The 22,265-nt window shown below is 41.9% G+C and carries 20 protein-coding genes; 1 reads left to right on the top strand and 19 read right to left on the bottom strand.

Annotated elements, in window-relative coordinates; genetic code table 11:
- Positions 1-28: 28 nt before the first annotated feature.
- The 16 genes from dnaI to R0K30_RS10720 all read right to left on the bottom strand — a co-directional run bounded on the left by dnaI (position 29) and on the right by R0K30_RS10720 (position 17,525).
- Positions 29-958 (bottom strand): primosomal protein DnaI, encoded by a 930-nt coding sequence (dnaI, locus tag R0K30_RS10795; protein WP_230031027.1) that lies wholly within the window; start codon positions 956-958, stop codon positions 29-31.
- Between the two features lie 17 nt (positions 959-975).
- The gene (gene dnaB, locus R0K30_RS10790) at positions 976-2,400 is read right to left on the bottom strand and encodes a replicative helicase loading/DNA remodeling protein DnaB (RefSeq protein WP_410610656.1); all 1,425 of its coding nucleotides are present in this window, start codon (positions 2,398-2,400) and stop codon (positions 976-978) included.
- Positions 2,401-2,501: 101 nt separating this feature from the next.
- Positions 2,502-2,960 (bottom strand): transcriptional regulator NrdR, encoded by a 459-nt coding sequence (gene nrdR, locus R0K30_RS10785; RefSeq protein WP_003216720.1) that lies wholly within the window; start codon positions 2,958-2,960, stop codon positions 2,502-2,504.
- 4 nt (positions 2,961-2,964) lie between these two features.
- Positions 2,965-3,351, bottom strand: a complete 387-nt coding sequence (locus tag R0K30_RS10780) for a cytosolic protein (RefSeq protein WP_099726908.1) — start codon at positions 3,349-3,351, stop codon at positions 2,965-2,967.
- A gap of 183 nt (positions 3,352-3,534) precedes the next feature.
- Positions 3,535-3,915, bottom strand: a complete 381-nt coding sequence (gene speD, locus R0K30_RS10775) for an adenosylmethionine decarboxylase (protein WP_410610653.1) — start codon at positions 3,913-3,915, stop codon at positions 3,535-3,537.
- 234 nt (positions 3,916-4,149) lie between these two features.
- Positions 4,150-5,172 (bottom strand): glyceraldehyde-3-phosphate dehydrogenase, encoded by a 1,023-nt coding sequence (locus R0K30_RS10770; protein ID WP_410610651.1) that lies wholly within the window; start codon positions 5,170-5,172, stop codon positions 4,150-4,152.
- A 172-nt stretch (positions 5,173-5,344) separates the two neighbouring features.
- Positions 5,345-5,950 carry a dephospho-CoA kinase gene (coaE, locus tag R0K30_RS10765; protein ID WP_230031029.1) on the bottom strand — a complete coding sequence of 202 codons (606 nt, stop codon included), beginning with the start codon at positions 5,948-5,950 and terminating at the stop codon, positions 5,345-5,347.
- Between the two features lie 13 nt (positions 5,951-5,963).
- Positions 5,964-6,596 (bottom strand): sporulation membrane protein YtaF, encoded by a 633-nt coding sequence (ytaF, locus tag R0K30_RS10760; RefSeq protein WP_099726905.1) that lies wholly within the window; start codon positions 6,594-6,596, stop codon positions 5,964-5,966.
- A gap of 173 nt (positions 6,597-6,769) precedes the next feature.
- Positions 6,770-7,603, bottom strand: a complete 834-nt coding sequence (gene mutM / locus R0K30_RS10755; protein WP_410610648.1) for a DNA-formamidopyrimidine glycosylase — start codon at positions 7,601-7,603, stop codon at positions 6,770-6,772.
- Between the two features lie 26 nt (positions 7,604-7,629).
- The gene (gene polA, locus R0K30_RS10750; RefSeq protein WP_410610646.1) at positions 7,630-10,269 is read right to left on the bottom strand and encodes a DNA polymerase I; all 2,640 of its coding nucleotides are present in this window, start codon (positions 10,267-10,269) and stop codon (positions 7,630-7,632) included.
- Positions 10,270-10,523: 254 nt separating this feature from the next.
- Positions 10,524-12,266 carry a two-component system histidine kinase PnpS gene (gene pnpS, locus R0K30_RS10745; RefSeq protein WP_367307772.1) on the bottom strand — a complete coding sequence of 581 codons (1,743 nt, stop codon included), beginning with the start codon at positions 12,264-12,266 and terminating at the stop codon, positions 10,524-10,526.
- Entirely contained in the window at positions 12,259-12,987 is a 729-nt protein-coding gene (locus tag R0K30_RS10740; RefSeq protein WP_410610643.1) for a response regulator, read from the bottom strand. The genes pnpS and R0K30_RS10740 overlap by 8 nt, the downstream gene beginning before the upstream one ends.
- 188 nt (positions 12,988-13,175) lie before the next feature.
- Positions 13,176-14,114, bottom strand: coding sequence for a malate dehydrogenase (mdh, locus tag R0K30_RS10735; RefSeq protein ID WP_099726900.1), 939 nt, complete (start codon positions 14,112-14,114; stop codon positions 13,176-13,178).
- A gap of 34 nt (positions 14,115-14,148) precedes the next feature.
- On the bottom strand, positions 14,149-15,420 hold the full coding sequence (gene icd / locus R0K30_RS10730; protein WP_099726899.1) for an NADP-dependent isocitrate dehydrogenase: 1,272 nt from the start codon (positions 15,418-15,420) through the stop codon (positions 14,149-14,151).
- A 147-nt stretch (positions 15,421-15,567) separates the two neighbouring features.
- Complete coding sequence (gene citZ, locus R0K30_RS10725) at positions 15,568-16,686, bottom strand: citrate synthase (RefSeq protein WP_008346063.1); 1,119 nt, start codon at positions 16,684-16,686, stop codon at positions 15,568-15,570.
- A gap of 374 nt (positions 16,687-17,060) precedes the next feature.
- Entirely contained in the window at positions 17,061-17,525 is a 465-nt protein-coding gene (locus R0K30_RS10720) for a DUF441 domain-containing protein (protein WP_099726898.1), read from the bottom strand.
- A gap of 101 nt (positions 17,526-17,626) precedes the next feature.
- On the opposite strand from R0K30_RS10720, the gene ytvI reads away from it, so the two are divergent.
- Entirely contained in the window at positions 17,627-18,745 is a 1,119-nt protein-coding gene (gene ytvI / locus R0K30_RS10715; RefSeq protein ID WP_367307771.1) for a sporulation integral membrane protein YtvI, read from the top strand.
- Positions 18,746-18,769: 24 nt separating this feature from the next.
- Here the strand turns inward: ytvI and R0K30_RS10710 are convergent, their stop codons facing one another.
- The 3 genes from R0K30_RS10710 to pfkA form a co-directional block, all read right to left on the bottom strand.
- Positions 18,770-19,156, bottom strand: coding sequence for an FxsA family protein (locus R0K30_RS10710; protein WP_099726896.1), 387 nt, complete (start codon positions 19,154-19,156; stop codon positions 18,770-18,772).
- A 99-nt stretch (positions 19,157-19,255) separates the two neighbouring features.
- Entirely contained in the window at positions 19,256-21,016 is a 1,761-nt protein-coding gene (gene pyk / locus R0K30_RS10705) for a pyruvate kinase (protein ID WP_410610639.1), read from the bottom strand.
- Between the two features lie 27 nt (positions 21,017-21,043).
- Positions 21,044-22,003: a 6-phosphofructokinase gene (pfkA, locus tag R0K30_RS10700; RefSeq protein ID WP_099726894.1), complete on the bottom strand. Its 960-nt coding sequence runs from the start codon at positions 22,001-22,003 to the stop codon at positions 21,044-21,046.
- Between the last annotated feature and the right edge of the window lie 262 nt (positions 22,004-22,265).

Genomic DNA, 22,265 nt, shown 5'->3' with positions numbered 1-22,265 from the left:
CCGCTCCTCCTTCATGTGATGTACGCTTTTATAAATGACGGCGATTTTCTCCTTCAAGTACGACTGGCTCTGCTAAATAGACAATCCGTTCCATTAAACGAGCTGCTTTGACCTCTTCTTTTTCTCCGCGCTGTGAGTACGTAAAATGATGCTTTAGTTCACTCGGTGAGAAATTAGAAGAGAAGAAAGTTGGCAGCTGTTCAGCCATACGATATTGTAAGATCGTTCCTAGCAGTTCATCTCGTACCCAGCTTGTCATCGACTCTGCCCCAATATCATCAAGCATTAAGATAGGTGTTGATTTGACCATATTCAGCTTCTCTTCCAGTGTATGATCGGCTAAAGAATTTTTTAACTCTCTCACAAATTCAGGCACGTATACAAGGAGAGATGGGTATTCTTTTTCCGCTAGCTGCTGCGCAATCGCTGCTAGAATAAACGTTTTGCCTACCCCAAATTTCCCGTGTAAATACAAGCCTTTCCCCTTACCAGTCTCATCATAGCTTTGCAGGAATTGACCTACTTTTTGGATGACCTCTTGTCTTCCTGTGACGTTCAGATCAGCGAACGTCGCTTGAAGAACATTCTGCGGAATGTACATGCTTTTCATGAGCTCTTGCTGTTTTTTCTGTCTATCGAGACGCAGCTTTACTGGACAAGGGGAATATTCAATATCAATACTCTGTCCTTTGATCACAAGCTTCGGATGATACCCATCTAAAATGGCATTTACGTTCTCTTCCTCTAAGCAGTAAGAGCAGCCTTTCGATTGCTGCACATATTCAAAGAGCCGATTCAAGCTGCGATTGATCATGTCTTCTTGTATCTCTTCTTGATGCTCCTTTAAAAAGGCTTTTACATCTTCATCAGCTAACACACTTTCTTTAATCTGATTGTATCTCACGCGAAAATCTACTCGTCCTTTTAGCTGTTCAAATGAACGACCGATCGGTTTCATCTCCATCTCACCTCACATTAATGTGCATTGTATTTTTTCATATTTTTAAACTGATCTAACAGTTTTTCTTTTTCTCGTTCAAGATCCTCTGTAGACAGACTGTCCGCTTGTTCTTTTGCCGGCTGTTCTTTCGTTTCAGTTTCTTTCATCCAGTCAGGCAGTTTCTCCTCGCGGACGACTTTTCCTGATCCATATGGGCTTCGCTGCTTTTTCTGCTGCGCCCACTCAGTCATTTGCCTGTTCTCTTCTTTTGCCATTTTCATGGCCGCCTCAACGGTTTTAATTTTCTTTCTCACCCAATGGGCAGCGATTTTTTGCATATACGTTTTGGACAGCTTCATATCTGTTTTCAGCAGTGTATAGTAGATTAGAACGTTCATGACACCTGGCTCTAGCTGCTGCTCGAGCATGATATCTTCGACAATTCTTAAGTCAGCATACGTTGGCTCAATGCCATCTGCCATATCTTTTAGAAGCTCCCTGGGCGAAATATGATCTAGCTTTTCAATCAATTTGGCATCAGGTGTAACTGCCGATGGCGGCTTTGAGGCATCGTGACGTAAATGTCTTGGCTGTTTTTGATCAATCAGTTTCGGCTGTTCGCCTCTGTATTCAATTTGATACCAGTCTCTTGCTGCTTTTCTTAGCTCTTCTGTTGAGATCATTTGATCCGAACCGCAGGCGCCGGCTACAATATTTTGCATTTGCAGCGGGGTGATTCCGTATACAACAGCTAACTTCTTAATCGTCTCTTTCACCTGCTTTGTCAAAGCCTTTCTTGGAATCATCATGTCAGACATGCCCGCTAACAACAGATCAAAATCAAAGGATTCGTCTGAGAGCGGTGCCGGCTGACTGGATCCAACTGTCACATATTCATAGCCCTGATCAAGCGATGATGCCTGATTGATTTCTTCTGTCATCTTGCGTTCGCCTGGCTGCAATACGTGAAAGACTTCTTCAAACGAACGTGAAATGTTCTTCGCTTCTGCAGGAACACCTGGATAAGAAAAATAATCACGAAGCTGCATATATTTTGCTTTTTCTACACGATGGTACAAAAGGACATTCAGCATACCGTCTTGGAAAAACTCATCAGGCCTTAGCGGCGGCACGAGCTCATATGTAAACAGTCTGCCCTCTTCCGTTTCCTGTTCATATGTGCGGAGTAATCCGATCGCTTCAAGTTTTAAACGTTCCTCAAAAATATCATTTAAATTCGTTTGCAGCATGACCATGAGCTGCCGATGAGGTGCGGGCTTTCCCCACATACGATTTTGTTCCAGCTCTCCCCACAGCGTCATGTATAAGCTGAAAGCGGACATGCCAATTAGCGGCTGATATAAAAGAGTGATGAGCTGTCTATCGATGTCACCGAGCAATGAAGCGCTTTTGACGACATACGGATCGACGGCTAGCACTTCCTTCCAATGCTCTGTCATTTGCTGATCCTCCCCCTGAATACGATTGTTTCCATTGTACACTCTTTTTGCGTTTTACGCTTTACGCAGGAAAAAGAGCATGAAGAATCTTCAGCTCTTTTTTAGCGTTCTTTCTTTAATAAATCTTTTAATTCGTCAATAAATACATTGATGTCTTTAAACTGCCGGTAAACCGAAGCAAACCTGACGTAAGACACTTCATCAATTTTCGCCAGCTCGTCCATCACCATTTCACCAACAAGCTCACTTTTTACTTCTGACATGCCTTGATTACGCAATTCTTTTTCGATGTTAAAGCAAACATCTTCCAGCTGTTTTAAAGCGACAGGACGCTTTTCACACGCTTTGATGAGTCCTCTCAGCATCTTTTCCCGGCTGAATTCTTCTCGTATACCTTCTTTTTTCACTACAATAAGCGGTAATTCTTCTAATTTTTCAAACGTCGTAAAGCGATATTGGCAGCTTTCGCACTCTCTTCTACGACGAATGGATTTCCCTTCATCTACTGGTCTTGAATCAAGCACCCTTGTGCCAAGGTGCTGACATGTCGGACATTTCATTTCATCAGCTCCGATCTATTCTTGGAAGTTGTTTGTCTAGTTCTTCATAAAGGGACAAAACGGTCTTTTGACTGTAGCCAAAATCTGTTGGCAGGGCCGTTTCTGTTGTCACGTTAAAATCGACAGCTGTTTCAAAAGGACGAATTGAAATGACAGTCGCCACGAGAAAGGCTTTTTTCGGCATTCGTATGTTTGCGCTGATTTCACCTCGTTCTGCTGAAACAGATGTCACTTGATAGGAATCGTTTCGGGAAAGAAGGGCTTCCACCGCTTGAAAAACTTTTGCATTTGTCGATTTGTAGTAACGGCTTTTCAGCTCTGACACCGGATGATGGTCAGATGTTTCCGTATGGTTTGAAATCAATCGTTTGAACTTTTGTCCTAAAGTCATACACATATCCCCTTTACCTTTACGCCTCTTCTTTATTTTATAAAAAAAACCTTTGTTTTCCTAGAACAAAAGTATAGACAAGTTTGGGAATGTTGGATGTTGTATATGAAACAATATAAAAAGGAGCATAACACAAAGGCATTCAATGCTTTTGGCCAGCTCCCATTGCAATCTTTTTTATGTTTACAGTGCTTTGGCTTGTGCCTGTTTCACTTGTACAGGTCCCATGCCTCGAGGAATTTCGATGTTCTCTCTTGTTTCAGCACCTAGTTCATTTCCGATATGATCTGCTGCGATATTCGGATCTAGGTCGCCGCAAGTATAGACATCTATGCTCGCATAACCATGTTCAGGAAAGCTGTGAATTGTCAGATGAGATTCAGAAATAATGACAACTCCACTTACTCCTTGAGGTGCAAATTTGTGAAAAGCAACCTCTCTTACCTCAGCTCCTGATTTCAAAGCTGCATTTACAAACGTTTTTTCAATAAAATCCATGTCGTTCAGTTTATCACAGTCGCATCCCCATAGCTCGGAGATAACGTGACGTCCGCTTGTTTCCATCATGGACCCCCCTTAAACAAGAATGAAAGAGTGAAGTTCTAAGCAGCCGGACCGGACATATACCACGGGGGAAAGTTAGTCCTAAGAGGTCCTAACCCTTTAAGTATACCCGAATGAGTCTGCGAACAAGAAGTTCACGAAAAATAGTATACTTTGTTTAGACCCATTTTGCAAGCTGTGTTTTTAGTGGGATTTTCTCTCATTTCTTGAAAAGGGACGTTCGTCTTCTTCATTTCAAACAGCAGACAGCTCTTTCATCTGTGAGCCAACATACTTGACAAGATCTACCACTCTGCATGAATAGCCCCATTCATTGTCATACCATGCAAGGACTTTCACTTTTCTATCTTCCATCACCATCGTTGTGAGTCCATCAACGACAGCTGAATAAGGATTTGTGTTAAAGTCTGTGGAGACAAGCGGTTCATCCGTGTAATCTAAAATGCCGGCAAGAGATGTTTTTGATGCATTTGAGAAGGCAGCATTTACCTCTTCTGCTGTCACATCTTTTTTCAAGTCGACCACAAGATCAACCATCGACACATTTGAGACTGGCACGCGAAGCGCAAGTCCATGTAATTTCCCTTTCATGTGCGGAAGCACTAAAGAAAGCGCTTTAGCGGCACCCGTCGTTGTTGGAATGATGGACTGAGCACACGCTCTCGCCCGGCGCAGATCCTTATGCGGGTTGTCGATATTTTTTTGATCATTTGTATACGCATGAACCGTTGTCATTAAGCCGTTCTCGATGCCAAATTCATCATCTAACAGCTTGACAACTGGCGCTAAACAGTTTGTTGTACAAGACGCGTTTGAAATAATGACATGCTTTTCAGGATCAAGATCATCCTCATTCACACCCATCACAATCGTGATGTCTTCATTTTTACCTGGAGCTGTTAAAATGACTTTTTTCGCTCCGGCATCTATATGGCCCATCGCTTGATCTTTTGAATTAAATTTACCCGTTGCTTCTATGACGATATCAATCCCAAGCTCTCCCCATGGAAGCTGCTTTGGGTCTCTGTTATTGAGCAAAAGCACTCTTTTTCCATTCACAATCAAAGCGTCATCTTCTGCTGTCACATCGCATTCGTAACGTCCATGATTTGTGTCATATTTAATTAAATGTGCTAGCGTTTGGGCAGGATAGCTTGCGTTAACCGCTACAATTTGTATTTGATCATCAAGCATTGCTCTTCTGAAGACCATGCGTCCAATTCTGCCAAACCCATTGATCGCTGCTTTTACCTTCATGAACAGGTCACTCCTCTATTATGTGTTATACTCAATAATTTATTTATGAAATTAGTATATCACATTAGAATGTAATTGCCAGTATATAAACGTATATTTTATAAAAAGGGCTGTTCTTTTCAAAGGAAACAAGAAAAAAGCATAAAAAAAAGAAGAGTACGTGTATGTACTCTTACTTATCTGTATGTTCCCATTCGTTTAATATGTTCTGTAATTGTTTTCTCATAAAAGCGAGATCTTTTGTGTTTTCTATCACGCGGTCTGCTTTTTGACATTTCTCCTCAAGAGGCTGCTGGGAATGGATACGATTCAGCGCTTCTTCCTCGCTAAGGGCGTTTCGATTCATGAGCCGCGATAGCTGCAATTCAGGCGTTGTATACACCACAATGATGCGGTCAACAAGGCTCTCCAGCTGACTCTCGAATAAAAGCGGGATATCAAGCACAACGAATGTTTCTTGCTGATTAATCCCTTCATCTCGCTGCTTGAGCATTTCCTTTCTGACTTCTGGATGAACGATGGCATTGAGCTGCTTTCTTTTCTCTTCATCAGAAAAAATGATCGCTCCTAGCTGCTGCCGGTTCAGCTCACCATTTGGCAGGAGGACATCCTCACCGAAGGTTTGAACGATTTGATGAAGGGCTGGTGTTCCTTTAGAAACAGCTTCTTTTGCAATGACATCTGCATCCACCACCCGGATGCCCAGCTCTTTTATCATCTGCGAGACTGTGCTTTTTCCACTAGCAATCCCGCCAGTTAATCCAATTACGAGCGTCAATTGATTTCCTCCTTTACAGCTTCCAAACCCCAATTAAAATAAGCAGCAGCCCTGGTAGGCATGCGAGCTTATCAATCCAGCGCCAATTTGCCAAATAATGTCCGGCACGCAGCCCGATACACACAAAGAGTGAGCTCATCACTGCTACCGTGATACTCATCACAATTGGAGAAAACCCTAGAATCGCTGCGCCAATCCCTGCACCAAATGCATCGATGGATAAAGCAATCCCAAGGAGCACTGCTTCCATTCCATTGATCGTCCCAGATCGGTCAATATCTGCACTTGTAGGCTTTCGCAAAATTTGGATGACAAGCCCAAGAGATTGCACTTCTACATTAAGCAACGTTTTTTCATGAAGGAGCAAGTCACGCTCTTTCGCTGGTTTGTAAAATTGATACAATACCCAAAGTCCAATGGCAATCAAAATACCTCCACCAAGTTTATCTGTCACTGAGACAGGGAGGAATGTCGTCAGCAGGCTGCCAATCAGCATGGAAATGAGCAGCACAATCCCTGAACAGCATGCAATAATGACAATGGCTTTAAATGGAATCCTCATTTTACGAAGACCATACGTAAAGCCCACAGAAAAGCTGTCGATGCTGACTGCAATAGCTAAAAACAGGAGCGAAATCGAAATCATACCTGAACTCTTCCTTTCTGTTCATGCAACGATGATCAAGAGTCTCTAGGCGTCCTAGACTCTTCTTCACTATATGAAGAGCAGGTGGGCTGTGTGTCAGTCTACACCTTGCTGAAAAACGAATGTTTTTTATCGTATGCACAGCAAAAAGGAAGCATGCTGATGGCTAACCTTTATTGAAGGCGTTTTTGGCAGGTCACACAAAAATGAGTGCCGCGCCCTCCAACAACCGTTTTCTCAATGATACTTCCGCATGTTTGGCAAGGCTCTCCCCGCCGGTCATATACAAGAAGCTGCAATTGAAATGTTCCAATATCGCCTTGTGAATTAATATATGAACGAATCGTGCTTCCTCCCGCATCTACCGCCACTTGAAGTGTGTCGATAATATGCTTGTGAAGCACTTTGCAGGATTCCAGACTTAGCTGATTTGCTTTTGTTTCTGGATGAATGCCTGATTTAAAAAGGACTTCATCCACATAAATATTACCAAGTCCCACGACAATCTTTTGATCAAGTAACGCCGTTTTGACCACGCGGGATGTTTTTTTCAATTGCTCCCATAAATGCTCCGGAGTGAACTGTTCAGAAAAAGGTTCATATCCCAGCTGTGAGAGCGGGAGTTCTTTTTCCTCTTCACCTGGCTGAAATAGATGCATTGTGCCAAATTTCCGCACATCATGGTACCGAAGCTCGGTACCATCTGTAAACGTAAAGACGACGTGTACGTGTTTATCATAAGGCTCAGCTGCTTCATGTACGTGGTATTTTCCTTCCATCCTTAAATGGGAGACCATCACGTAGTGGTCTAAATGAAAGAGTAAGAACTTCCCTCTTCTTTCAATGGTTTGTATGGTTTCTCCTACCATCCTTCTTGCGAACTCTTCCGGTTCCCCAGGACGTTTGATGATGTTTGGCCATTTGATATCGACCGTTTCAATCGTTTTTCCTTTGACTAACCGCTTGAGAGTGCGCCGGACGGTTTCAACTTCTGGTAATTCCGGCATGCTCCTCGCTCCTTTTCTCTCTCTATTTATTTTGCGTCATACCAAGATGGGCCTGAAGCAAAATCAACTTTTAGCGGCACATCAAGCTGAAGTGTGTTTTCCATGACTTCAGGGACAATTTTTTCTAGTATGGCGATTTCTTCTTTCGGCGCTTCGAAGATCAGTTCATCGTGCACCTGCAATAAAAGGTTTGCCTGCAAGTTCTCTTCTTTTAGCTTTCGCGCCATGTCAATCATTGCTTTTTTAATAATATCGGCAGCACTGCCTTGAATCGGTGTATTCATCGCCGTTCTTTCTGCAAAGCTTTTAATATTAAAATTACGGCTTGTGATATCCGGGATATATCTTCTGCGTTTTAGAAGCGTCGTGACATAGCCTTTTTGTTTTGCTTCTTGCACAATCTCTTCCATATATGTTTTCACGCCTTTAAAGCTTGTTAAATAGCGTTCAATAAATGCCGCTGCTTCTTTTCTTGTAATTCCAAGGTTTTGAGAAAGTCCATAGTCACTAATTCCATAAACGATTCCGAAGTTCACAGCCTTGGCCTGTCTTCTCATAGAGGAGGTTACTTCTTCTTCTGATATATGGAACACATCCATTGCTGTTTTTGTATGAATATCCATATCTTGCGTAAAGGCTTCGATCAAGTTCTCATCTTGAGAAATATGAGCGAGTACACGCAGCTCGATTTGTGAATAGTCAGCTGCAAACATGAGCCACCCTTCTTTTGATGGAACGAACGCTTGACGAATCTTCCGGCCTTCTTCTAAACGAATCGGGATATTTTGAAGGTTTGGATCCGTTGAGCTTAGTCTTCCTGTTTGCGTGAGCGCCTGATTAAATCTTGTATGAACTTTATGGGTATCCTTGCGCGTTACTTTCATTAAGCCTTCTACGTAGGTCGATTGCAGCTTTCCAATTTGGCGGTAATGCAGAATCGACCGAATAATTTCGTGCTTGTCTTCAAGCTTTTCAAGAACATCGGCAGACGTGGAATAGCCTGTTTTAGTCTTCTTGATCATCGGCAGACCTAATTTTTCAAATAAAATCACACCAAGCTGTTTAGGCGAATTGATGTTAAACGTTTCTCCCGCTAAACGGTGAATGGTTTCTTCATATTCTTTGAGCTTTTTCGTTAATTCTTCACGCATCTTCTCTAGGCGCTCAATATCCACCTTTACCCCAAGAGATTCCATTTCACCCAAGATGAGTGCAAGCGGCAGCTCTAAATCTTCATACAGTTCATGCTGATCATTTTTTTCTAACGCTTCAAGTGTTAGGTCATGCAGGGCAGAGATCGCCGCTGCTTTCCGTCCAAGATGATCTTTTAGCTCATCTTCAGGCGGAATCGCCTGCTTTGCACCTTTTCCGTACACTTTTTCATCAGAAAGAGCAATATTCAGACCATACTCCTTCGCCACACTTGCCACGTCCTCGTATGATTTCTGCGGGTTGACGACATATGAAGCGAGCAGGACATCGTAATCGACACCTTTTAGATCGACATCATGCCATCTGAGGGCGACAACTGCTCTTTTTGAATCAAAGACCCATTTTTTCTTTGTTTCATCCTGTGCCCATTGTTTAAACGCGTCTGATTCTAGTGCATTTTCTTTTGTCATAAAAAACGCACCGTTTTCATTATGGATTGCAAATCCGATCAAATCCGCTTCGTGATAATTATCTCCTAGCTGTTCTACCACAAGCGCAGCATGATCTGTCAGCATATCATCCATTACATCTGTCACCTTTTTCACTTCTAACGCTTCTACTTCGACCTGTTCACCAGTTTCTGGTGCTTCTCCAAGACGCTCTAGCAGCGTTTGAAAGCCTAGTTCTTTGTAAAGGGAAATCACTTGATCCATGTGAGGGCCTTCATAAGCGAGATCTTTGCTCGACACATCAAGTGGTGCTTCTACATGAATTGTCGCCAGCTTTTTACTCATCAAAGCTTGTTCTTTATGTTCTTCAAGCTTTTCTTTTAGCTTTTTGCCGCTGACCTCGTCAATATGTTTAAGCAAGTTTTCAACCGTTTCAAACTGCTTTAACAATTTAATCGCTGTTTTTTCGCCCACACTAGGCACCCCTAGGATATTATCTGAGGAATCTCCCATCAGCCCTTTCATATCGATGATTTGATCTGGGCGCAGGCCATATTTTTCTTCAATATGAGCCGGAGTGTAGTATTCTACTTCTGTGATGCCTTTTTTTGTAATAGCCACCGTCGTATGATCAGTTGAAAGCTGCGTTAAATCTTTATCTCCTGAGAAGATTTTGACTTCAAAGCCGTCTTTTTCTGCCTCCACAGCTAATGTACCGATAATATCATCTGCCTCATATTGAGGAAGCTCGTACCTTTTCACGTGATAGGCATCTAATAGTTCACGAATGAACGGCATTTGTTCTGATAGCTCTGGCGGCGTTTTTTGTCTTCCACCTTTATATTCTTTAAATGTCTCGTGACGGAACGTTGTTTTTCCCGCATCAAAAGCGACGAGCATATGGGTCGGCTTCTCGTCCTCCAGCATCTTCATGAGGATCATCGCAAAGCCATAAATGGCATTTGTATGTACGCCTTTATCATTTGATAATAGCGGCAAAGCAAAAAAGGCTCGATAAGCGAGACTGTTTCCATCCACTAGCACTAATTTCTTTTTGTCTGTCATGTTTTTAATCCTCCATCGACTGAGCCATCTCAGCCGTCTCTTTCACACGTTGTATCTTTATTTTATCAAAGTTTATTTTGAAAAGAAAATAGACGAACCTGCATAAAAAAGGGACGAAAACAACAAGTGCTTTCGTCCTTCCAAAATTGGCTCCTTGGATGAAGGGGTTCCTATTCATCCTACCAATGATTGTTTAACAAAACATGAATTCATTGTAAAGATCATGTAAATTTTAACGCGACTTTCCTTTTTCTTTATTTCGATTTCAGGCTTACTGTAAAAGTCGTCCCTTTGCCTTGTTTGCTGTGGACGGAAATTGTCCCTTCATGTGCTTCGACAAGGTGTTTGACAATGGCAAGGCCAAGCCCTGTACCGCCTGAATTTCTGCTTCTATCTCTATCAATTCGATAAAATCTCTCGAATATTCTTGGAATCTCCCTTTTTTTCATACCGATTCCTGTATCTGCTACATCAAATTCATAGCCGTCTTTCCGTGGTCTTGCCGAGATCGTGACACTTCCCCCCTCCGGTGTATAGGTGAGCGCATTGTTCACGAGGTTGAGGAAGATTTGCTTTAATCTCAGCGGGTCAGCCATGACATAGACCGGTTCTTTCGGAACACGCACAAGCAATTGTACCCCTTTTTCTGAAGCTTTATGTTTCAATAAGACTTCAATCTCCTGGATAATTTCTGTCGCATTGGATTCTTGTATGTTCAGCTTAAACTGCTGTTGTTCAATTTTAGACAGATCGAGTAAGTCTTGAATGAGTGTTTCTAAACGGACACTCTCTTTTAGGATGATCGAAAGGAATTCTGTCAGCGCTTCTTTGTCATCAATCGCTCCATCAAGAAGGGTTTCGGAAAACCCTTTAATCGATGTAATCGGTGTCTTTAATTCATGGGAGACGTTCGCGACAAAGTCTTTTCGCATCTGTTCTAGCTGCTTTGTTTCTGTCACATCATGAAACACAAGGACAATCCCTTTCCATTCATCGTCCGTACTTAAGATTGGGACGCCATCGACTTGGAAGTAGCGTCGTTCGATCTCAACGGCTAGACGTAAAAACTTCCGAACCTTGGTTTCTGTCATGAAAATTTCGTCAATTAGCTCAATAATCTCTTCATGTGTGAAAGCTTCATGGTACAGTTTGTGCATGTAAATATGCTTTTGTACCTTAAATTGTTTGCGGAAAGTTCGATTGACCAGGTTGATATAACCCATTTTATCAATCAAAATAATCCCCGCTCCAATGTTTTCAATGACCGTTTGTAGGCGGTCTCGCTGCATTTCACCAGCGCTTGTCATTTCTTGAAGGCTTTCTGCAAGGCGCTTCATCGATGTATTGAGCTCACTTGTTTCAATGATCAGCTCTTCATAGTTATTGGTATCATAGTTCCCTCGTTCAAGCTGTTTGGCTACCTTTGTCGCATAATCAATCGGTTTCACATACTTCATCGACATGCGGTAGCCAAAGAAGACGATGATTATGATAGCCGAACCAAGACAAAAGGCTAATGCAAGCCACAGCTGGCCGTCAATTTCATTTAAAGGCTGATATGAAGCATGAAGAAATAAATATCCCCCTGGTTCGTTTTGTTTCATGATAGGGACTGCATAATGAAATAGCGCATCCTTCTCATCATCAATGACCGCTCCTTTTGTTTGCAGGCGTTCATTTTTCAGCGTGTTTTGAATAATGGCTCTTTGTTCTGCTTGACCCGTTGTATGTATGATATTCCCCTTCAGGTCCACAATCGACGCATTCATATCGAGATGCTGTTTTGCCTGTTTGAGGATCTCCTTGTTTTGGTCCGCCTTCAGATCATCACCATTCATTGAAGAAAGGAGAAAGCTCGATTCCTTTTCCATTCGTTCCGTTAATTTTGTTTCATAGAAAACATGAAACATGTGATCCAGGAAAAGACCAAGTGCAACAAACACAATAAAAAGGAGAAAAATGAGCCCTGAAAACAGGCGGGTCCTAATTTTACTCATTTGGCTTTGGCTCCTCCAATTTGTAGCCTAAGCCGCGAATGGTTTTAATATATGTTGGTTTTTTTGTATTCTTTTCAATTTTGTCTCGCAAGTGGCTGATATGAACATCCACAATACGTGTGTCTCCTGCAAAGTCATAATTCCATACGGCACTTAATAATAGATCACGCGTGAGAACACGGCCTTTATGCTTGGCCAAATAAAGCAGCAGTTCAAATTCCTTTGGCGTAAGCTCTAAACGTTCTTCTTGGAAGTAGACTTCGTAATGTTCAGGTAAAATGCGGAGTTCACCAATTTTGATTTGGTCTGCAATGATCTCTTCCTTCTCCTCTTGCTTCGGGACAGGCTGAGATTGCTGCGCTCGTCTCAAAATGGCTTTTACCCGAGCACCAACTTCTCTAGGACTGAATGGCTTTGTCATGTAATCATCGGCTCCAAGTTCAAGGCCGAGCACCTTATCAAATTCATCGTCCTTTGCTGTCAGCATTAAAATAGGGAACATCATTTTTTGAATTCTCAGTTGTTTGCACACTTCAATGCCGTCCATCTTCGGAAGCATTAAATCTAATACAATGAGATCAGGCTGTTCACTTGCTGCTTTTTCAAGTGCTTCTTCCCCATCTCTTGCTGTGACGACATCATAGCCCGCCCTTTCAAGGTTATAGCTTAGAAGTGTTACAATCGATTCTTCATCATCCACAACTAATATTTTTTTATTCATGTTGTGCCTCCAATTAGTGATTTCCCCTGCATCCGGTTTTTTGTATCTTATGTGAAAAGCGAGAAGTCATGCTTTCTCTTTCATTTTAACGAAAGCTTAACAAGAGGACAATTTAAAATTTCGACAAGTTTTGTTTTGTAAACAAAAAGAAGGCCCCCTATTAAGAGAAGCCTTCTTTTTGATTCATATTAAGACAATACTTTCATGACGTTCTTAACAGATTCAACAGATTGATCAAGCTTACTTCTTTCTTCTTCTGTCAGCTCAAGCTCAATGATCTGCTCAAGTCCGTTTCCACCTACGATTGTTGGAACACCAAGGTAAATGCCTTCGTAGCCATATTCACCTTCAAGGTATGCAATCGTTGGGATGACGCGGCGCTGATCTTTTAGGATCGCCTCAACCATTTCAACTAGTGAAGCAGCAGGTGCATAATACGCACTACCGTTACCTAATAGGTTGACGATTTCACCGCCGCCTTTTCTTGTTCTTTCAACAATCGCATCAATTCGATCTTTTGGAATCAATGTTTCAAGCGGGATACCACCTGCATAAGAGTAACGAACAAGCGGAACCATGTCATCGCCATGTCCACCAAGTACAAAGCCCGTCACATCTTTGACAGATAGGTTTAATTCTTGAGCAACGAACGTACGGAAACGTGCTGTATCAAGAATGCCCGATTGTCCAATGACTTTTTCTTTTGGTAATCCTGATTCTTTATAAACTGCATATGTCATTGCATCAACAGGGTTTGTTAACACAACAATGATCGCTTCTGGAGAATATTTAACAATTTCGCGTGTCACACTGCGCATGATTTTTTCATTTGTTGACACGAGGTCGTCACGGCTCATTCCCGGCTTTCTTGCAATTCCTGCTGTAATGACCACTACATCAGAACCGGCTGTATCTTCGTAGTTAGAAGTTCCTGTAATGTTTGCATCGAAGCCTTGAACAGGACTTGCTTCCAGCATATCAAGTGCTTTCCCTTTTGTTGGGTTCTCAAGCTGAGGAATATCGACTAATACGACATCCGCTAATTCTTTTTGAGCCGTTAGAAATGCTGTAGTTGCTCCAGTAAAGCCTGCTCCGATGACAGATACTTTTTTACGCTTGTTTGCCATTTCTTTTTTCCCCTTTAACTTTAAAGTTTAAGAATCAAGACAAGTTTTTGATGAGCTCGTCAGCAAACTCAGAACACTTCACTTCTGTTGCGCCATCCATTAATCTAGCAAAATCGTATGTGACGACTTTTGATGCGATTGTTTTTTCAACAGATTGAATCACTAGATCAGCTGCTTCCTGCCAGCCAAGGTGCTCAAGTAAAAGCACGCCTGATAGAAGAACAGAAGATGGATTCACTTTATCAAGACCAGCATATTTCGGAGCTGTTCCGTGAGTCGCTTCAAAAATAGCGTGTCCTGTTTCGTAGTTGATGTTCGCCCCTGGTGCGATACCAATTCCACCAACTTGTGCTGCAAGTGCATCAGAGATGTAGTCTCCGTTTAAGTTCATTGTTGCAACAACCTCAAACTCAGCTGGACGAGTTAGGATTTGTTGAAGGAAAATATCTGCAATGCTGTCTTTGACAATGATTTTGCCAGCAGCTTCTGCTTCACTTTGCGCTTTGTTTGCCGCATCTTTTCCATCTTTTTCTACAATACGATCATATTGTGCCCATGTAAAGACTTTGTCGCCAAACTCTTTTTCAGCCACTTCGTAGCCCCAGTTTTTGAAGGCACCTTCTGTAAATTTCATGATGTTTCCTTTGTGAACAAGCGTCACAGATTTACGACCTTGGTCAATTGCATATTGGATAGCTGCTCTGACAAGACGAGATGTTCCTTCTTCAGAAACTGGCTTGATCCCGATACCTGAAGTTTCTGGGAAACGGATTTTGTTCACACCTAATTCGTTTTTCAAGAAGTCGATTAACTTCTTCACTTCGTCTGATCCTTTTGCATACTCGATTCCTGCATAGATATCTTCAGTGTTCTCACGGAAGATAACCATATCTGTATCTTCTGGACGTTTCACAGGAGATGGTACGCCTTGGAACCAGCGAACTGGACGTAAGCATGTGAATAAATCAAGCTCTTGTCTAAGTGCCACGTTTAATGAACGGATTCCTCCACCAATTGGTGTTGTAAGTGGTCCTTTAATAGCAATTAAGTATTCACGAATGTCTTCAAGCGTTTGCTCTGGAAGCCACTCTCCAGTTTTATTGTAAGCTTTTTCACCTGCATATACTTCTTTCCAAGTGATTTGCTTTTCACCTTTATATGCTTTTTCTACAGCTGCTTCAAGAACTCTTGATGCTGCTTTCCAAATGTCAGGACCGATTCCGTCCCCTTCGATAAACGGGATAATTGGATTATTTGGTACATTCAATACGCCGCCAGTAACTGTAATTTTTTCGCCTTGTGACAATGATATTACCTCCCAGGTTATGTAGTGAATATTTGAAACTTCTTGGCTTGATGTCTGCAAGCGAAGAAGTTTTTCACATGATTCGTTTTTTGTTGATATGGAGGCTGATTGGTTTATTTGGATCAGCCTCCGCTTATTCTATAAACATTAGTCTCTTTCACTGATCGGAACAAACGTTTGAAGATCAGGTCCAATGTAATCAGCTCTTGGACGGATAAGACGGTTGTTGTCATATTGCTCTAAAATGTGAGCGATCCATCCAGAGAATCGGCTGATCACGAAAATTGGTGTAAACAAGTCATGATCAATACCAAGACTGTGATATACAGATGCAGAATAAAAATCGACATTCGGTGGAAGATTTTTCTCTGATGTCACGATTTCCTCTGCGCGAACAGACATTTCATACCATTTCGGCTCACCAGTCAGGTTTGTTAAACGCTGGCTCATTTCTTTTAGATGTTTAGCACGCGGGTCACCTTGGCGGTATACACGGTGGCCAAAGCCCATAATTTTTTCTTTCTTCTCTAGCTTACCATGAATATAGGAATCTACGTTTTCGACTTCGCCAATTTCTGAAAGCATCTTCATCACGCCTTCATTGGCGCCGCCATGAAGCGGTCCTTTAAGCGCGCCGATGGCTGCTGTTACACCAGAGTAGATATCTGACAGTGTAGCAACACATACACGTGCTGTAAATGTCGACGCATTTAATTCATGATCCGCATGTAGAATGAGTGCCTTATCAATTGCCTCAATTTCTACTGGTGATGGTTCTTCGCCGTTTAGCATATACAAGAAGTTCGCAGCATAGCTGTATTCTTCTTTTGGCTGTACAGGCTCAAGCCCCTTTCGAATGCGTGAGAACGCAGCGACAAGACCAGAAATTTTCGCCTGTAATCGAATGGCTTTTCTGTAATTCGCTTCTTTGTCCATAATCTCTGATTCATCATCGAGTAAACCTAGTAAGGATACCGCTGTACGAATCGCAGACATTGGATGAACCCCATCCAGCGAATAAGATTTAAAGTGCTCAATGATTTCTTGCGGAATGTGAGCATTTTCATTGAGCTGCTGTTTTAGTTCACTCAGCTCCTGCTCATTCGGCAGCTTTAAGTGCCATAACAGGTAGACAATTTCTTCGAATGTAGCTTTTTCAGTTAAATCATCAATATTGTACCCTACATAAGTAAGAGTATCATCAATAATTGAGCTTACGGATGAAGTTGTTGCCACAATACCTTCTAGACCTCTTGTTGCTGTCATGTTCAATCTCCCCTTTTTAAAAAGATTCCCCTTCGTTGCAGAATTCTCGCTTTTGAAAGCGCTATCCAATCCGAATATGGTGGCAGGTTCAGAAAAGAAAATGCTTACATTTACCTATACGGTTAGAGCGCTTTTAGCCTCATATCTCTTGTGTGATCAATGAGTTCAAAATTAAGCCTATTCCCATTATAAACAATAATCAGACATTTGTTAAATGTTTAACTATAATTTTTTTTGATAAATTTTTTTTCAGCCTTCCGTTTAGGGCATGGAATAAAGGGATTTTACTTCTTTTAATATATTTAATTATGTTTTATTGCAAAAGCTCGCGCAAGAAAAAAATAAAAAAGAAAGTGACATGAGCCACTCTCTTTTCATCCGCTGAAAAATTTCACAGCTTGCATCGCCAAATAGGCAATTCCTGCACCGATCAGCGGGCCAACAGCCACACCTTTAAATAAACTGACGGCCAAAATCGTGCCGAATACAAGCGCTGCCGTAATATGCGGATCATTTTCGAGTAGTACAATGCCGTTTTTTGCAATAAGTGCTACTAATATACCCGCTCCAAGTGCAATCCAAGCATAGGAAGATTTCACCGCTTCTCCAAGCTGCTTAAATCCAATGTCACCTGTTGCGATCGGCACAAGCACAGCAATTGTAATGACGGTCACCCCCCAATTGATGCCTTTTGATTGCAGAACCGGGAAAATTTTCTGATCCAGGCCAATGAGCTTAATCACAATCAGCACAGAAACCGCTAAAATTAACGAATTGTTCTTCGCAATAAGTGCAATAACGAGTAAAAGAACCAAAAATAAATTTGCTTGAGTAAACATACGCCGCCCCTTCCTTTCTTTTTATTGCGACCTTTTCATATTACTAATCTTTTTGAATAAAATGAAGTATCGGACATGCTTGTTTTTTTGGAGGGGATTGTGTGAATCACGCCTATGTGGCCATTTTTCTGCGAAGTTTGATGATGATCAGCATTGCCGTGTTTGCGGTTGTCTTTTTATATCAGTCTTTTCCGTTTTTATATCCTTTTTGGATCGCACTTGTTGTGTCGTGTTTGATTCATCCTGCCGTCTGCAAAATAGAAGAGATCACCGGGATGCCAAGAGGGTTTGTCGTGGTTATTGTTCTATTGCTCTTTTTAGTGGCTGCAGCCGGCTTAATGACGCTTTTAGTAGCGGAAATCATTTCAGGAAGTGCTTATTTAGCAAAAGTATTGCCTGGTCACCTTGATCAAATGATCAGTATTGTGGAGCAGTTTTTCACAAATAAAATTCTGCCTTTATATCATGATTTGACTGCCCAATTTAATACACTTCAAGCAGGACAAAAGGAATCAATTTTGGGACAAATTCAAGCACTTGGCGACGAAGCAGCCGCGAAAATCGGGACTTTTCTTTCAAAAACACTCGAACTCATTCCGGTTTTTTTAGGTCTTTTGCCTGATGCAGCAGCAACGCTTTTATTTTCCGCACTAGCGACTTTTTTTATCACAAAAGATTGGTTTACTTTAAAAAAATATGGTTCACGTATCTTTCCCGCAAAGTGGATGCAGCATACACGCGCCATTTTATCTGAAATCAAAAAAGCGATTACTGGCTTTATGAAAGCTCAGCTTCTGCTCGTTGCCATAACCATCGGCATCGTGCTCATCGGGCTGATCATCTTAAAAGTCGATCATGCTTTTGTGATCGCATTATGTATTGGGCTTGTCGATTTACTTCCTTACATCGGCAGCGGAACTGTTTTTCTACCTTGGATCATTTACTCCGCCATGACAGGCAATCTTTCACTTGCCATCGGGCTGGGCATTTTGTATATTGTCGTATTAATTCAAAGACAAATATCAGAGCCGAAAGTCTTAAGTAAATCCATCGGGCTTAATCCTTTAGCAACGCTTGTAGCACTATTTGTCGGGTTAAAATGGTTTGGTTTTCTCGGACTTGCCCTTGGCCCCGCTTCTCTTGTCGTATGGCAGGCGTTTCGTAATGCAGGTGTTTTCAGGGATATTTATCAGTACATTAGGTATGGCATGCAAAAGTAAAAGAGACCTTCTGATGAGGTCTCTTTAGCGAATAATGGTATAGCGTTTCCGGTTTGACATGTTTCTGAGCCAGCGTTCAAAGAGCGGCTTGATTCGTTTTCTCGTCATCGGAATGAGCAGCAAGGCCCCAATGAGATCCGATAAGAAGCCTGGAATGAGCAGCAGCAAACCGCCAATGAGAATGCAAAAGCCATCTACAATGGTTGCCCCTGGCATCTTGCCATATTGTAAATCTCGCTGCACTTTCTGAAATGCTTCAATTCCTTGCTTTCTTGCAAAATAAGCACCTAATGCACTCGTGAGCACGATGATGAGCATCGTTGGTAAAATGCCAATGATTTTACTTGAGATTAAAAACAAACTAATTTCCACTGCAGGGAACAGAATCAATAATAGTAGAAAATATTTCAACCATATCACCTCATGGGGTATCTTTCATCGAAAGCTGTTTACTTTTTTTAGTGTAACATAAAAAAAGAGAGGAGTCAGACAACTCCCCTCGTGTGTGATTTAAAGGACGCTTGCACGGCCTTTGTAGATCGCTCCGCGTGTTGGATCTACTGTAATCTCTTTGCCTTCTTTTAGAAGTGTTGTTGCGCTGTCAAGACCAACAATCACTGGAATGCCAAGGCTGAGTCCAACGACTGCTGCATGGCTTGTTAAACCGCCTTCTTCTGTGATAAGAGCAGATGCTTTCTCTAAAGCGCCCATCATATCACGGTCTGTGCAGTTCGCTACAAGAATTGCACCATCGTACATTTTTTCGTCTGCTTCTTTTCCGCTTTGTGCAATGACAACCGGTCCAAATGCAGATTTACGGCCAATTCCTTGACCCTTCGCAATGATGTCACCGACAACATATACTTTCATTAAGTTCGTTGTACCTGTTTCACCAACTGGCACACCTGCTGTAATCACAATCAAGTCGCCATGTCTGACATAGCCAGTTTCAATTGACTTCTCTACTGCATTCTCAAGCATTTCATCTGTAGAGTTCGTATTTGATCCGCTCTTAGCAAATACGCCGAATACAAGAGATAGCTTTCTAGCCACTGATTCGTTTGCTGTTACCGCTACGATTGGTGCTTTTGGTCTATATTTTGAAATCATTCTCGCTGTATGACCGCTTTCAGTAGGTGTCACAATCGCTGCCACGTCAAGCTTCATTGCTGTATGCGCAACTGATTGGCCGATGGCATCTGTAATGCTGACTTCTACTTCTTCGCTTCTGCGAGAAAGAATCGCTTTATAGTTTAGTGCTTCCTCTGAACGTGATGCAATGTTGTGCATCGTTTGTACAGCTTCAACTGGGTATGTCCCTGCTGCTGTTTCACCAGAAAGCATAATCGCATCTGTGCCGTCAAATATCGCATTTGCCACGTCACTTGCTTCCGCACGAGTTGGACGAGGGTTACGCTGCATGCTGTCCAGCATTTGAGTAGCTGTGATCACAGGCTTGCCTAAACGATTGCATTTTTTAATCAGCATTTTTTGAACAAGCGGTACTTCTTCTGCTGGGATCTCTACACCAAGGTCTCCACGTGCAACCATCAGACCGTCTGATACCTCAAGGATCTCATCGATGTTATCAACACCCTCTTGGTTTTCAATCTTAGGAATGATTTGAATGTCAGCCGCGTTATTCTTTTCAAGAAGCTCACGAATTTCAAGAACATCAGAAGCTCGTCTTACAAAAGAAGCTGCGATGAAATCAACGCCTTGTTCAATTCCGAACAGAATATCATTGGCATCTTTTTCTGTAATACCTGGCAGGTTCACACTCACACCTGGTACGTTTACACCTTTTTTGTTTTTGAGCGTGCCAGTATTCATGACTTTCGTGACGATTTCTTTGCGGTCCTTGTTGAGTTCTTTGACCTCTAAACCAATGAGACCATCATCTAATAGAATGGTTGAGCCCACTTCTACATCATGAATTAAATCTTCGTACGTCACACTAATTCTTTCCGTATTCCCTACAATGTCTTCCATACTCACGATGAGATCAGCACCAGCTACTAGCTCAATTGAGCCGTTTTCAACAGTACGTGTACGGATCTCTGGACCTTTTGTATCAAGAAGGATCGCAATGTCCTTGCCTAAAGTTTTACCTGCTTTACGAATGTTTTCGATGCGTGCACCATGCTCTTCAAAATCTCCATGAGAGAAGTTTAGTCTGGCTACATTCATTCCTGCTTCAATCAATTCAGTCAGCGTTTCAATGCTTTCACTTGCTGGACCGATTGTACAAACAATTTTTGTCTTTCTCATTACTGTTCCTCCTAAGGTCTTCTCGTTTTATATAGAGAGCTCTTGTGAAAGTCGGTACATATGTTGATCGACTGTATGTTTTTTATCTAAGATTTCTAAAATATCGTGATGAACGAGTTCATTGCTTTGAATGCCCACACAGCGTCCGCCACTTCCTTCAAGAAGAAGCTCCACTGCATACGCTCCTAAACGGCTTGCCAGCACCCGGTCAAACGCACTTGGAGAACCTCCGCGCTGAATATGTCCTAAGACAGATACACGTGTTTCAAGGCTTGTCTCCTCTTCAATTCGCTTGCCAAATTCAACACCGCTGCCTACGCCTTCTGCTACGATGATGATACTGTGCTTCTTGCCGCGCTCATGACCTCTTCTCAATCTGGCAATAATTTCGTCCATGTCATAGTCTGCTTCAGGAATCAAAATAGATTCAGCTCCGCCCGCAAGACCTGACCAGAGGGCAATATCACCAGCATGTCTTCCCATTACTTCCACTACGTATGTACGTTCATGAGATGTGGCTGTATCACGAATTTTATCAATGGCATCAATGACAGTATTCAGTGCTGTATCAAAGCCAATAGTGAAATCAGTACCTGGAATATCGTTGTCAATCGTGCCAGGGACACCTACACATGGAAAACCGAGCTCTGTTAATTTCTTCGCTCCCATGAATGAGCCATCTCCACCAATGACAACAAGCCCTTCAATACCGAATTTTTTTAAGTTTTCAATCCCTTTTTCGCGACCTTCAACTGTCTTGAATTCAGGGCATCTTGCCGTGTAAAGTTTTGTTCCTCCACGATGAATAATATCGCCTACTGAACCTATTTCGAGTTTCTCAATTTTACCGTTAATTAGACCTGAATATCCATTATAAATACCGTAAACTTCAACATTATGGTAAATTGCTTTTCTTACAACTGCGCGCACAGCTGCATTCATTCCTGGGGAATCCCCACCGCTCGTTAAAACTCCTATACGCTTCATCTTTTTCACCTCAGAGACCATATATGAATTAAACATACCATTTCCATTGCTTGAAAACAATCATGAGCAAAACCGGATGTTTTCAATACGAATTTCTAAAACCGTACTTATTATACAATTAAATAAACCGTTTTTAAACAAAAGTTAAGAAAGTCATGAAAGCAAATCTCTCAAAAACTTGTAGGATCAAGCGCTCTAAACCTTATCATATCAAGGTTTTCAGACGTTTCAAATTTTATGAAAACAAAAGAAAATTATTTTC

The sequence above is a fragment of the Bacillus sp. SIMBA_154 genome (assembly GCF_046536015.1).
Classification (GTDB): Bacteria; Bacillota; Bacilli; order Bacillales; family Bacillaceae; genus Bacillus; species Bacillus pumilus_P.
Note: the sequence above shows the minus strand (reverse complement) of the source record. Positions and strands in the feature narration are given on the sequence as shown.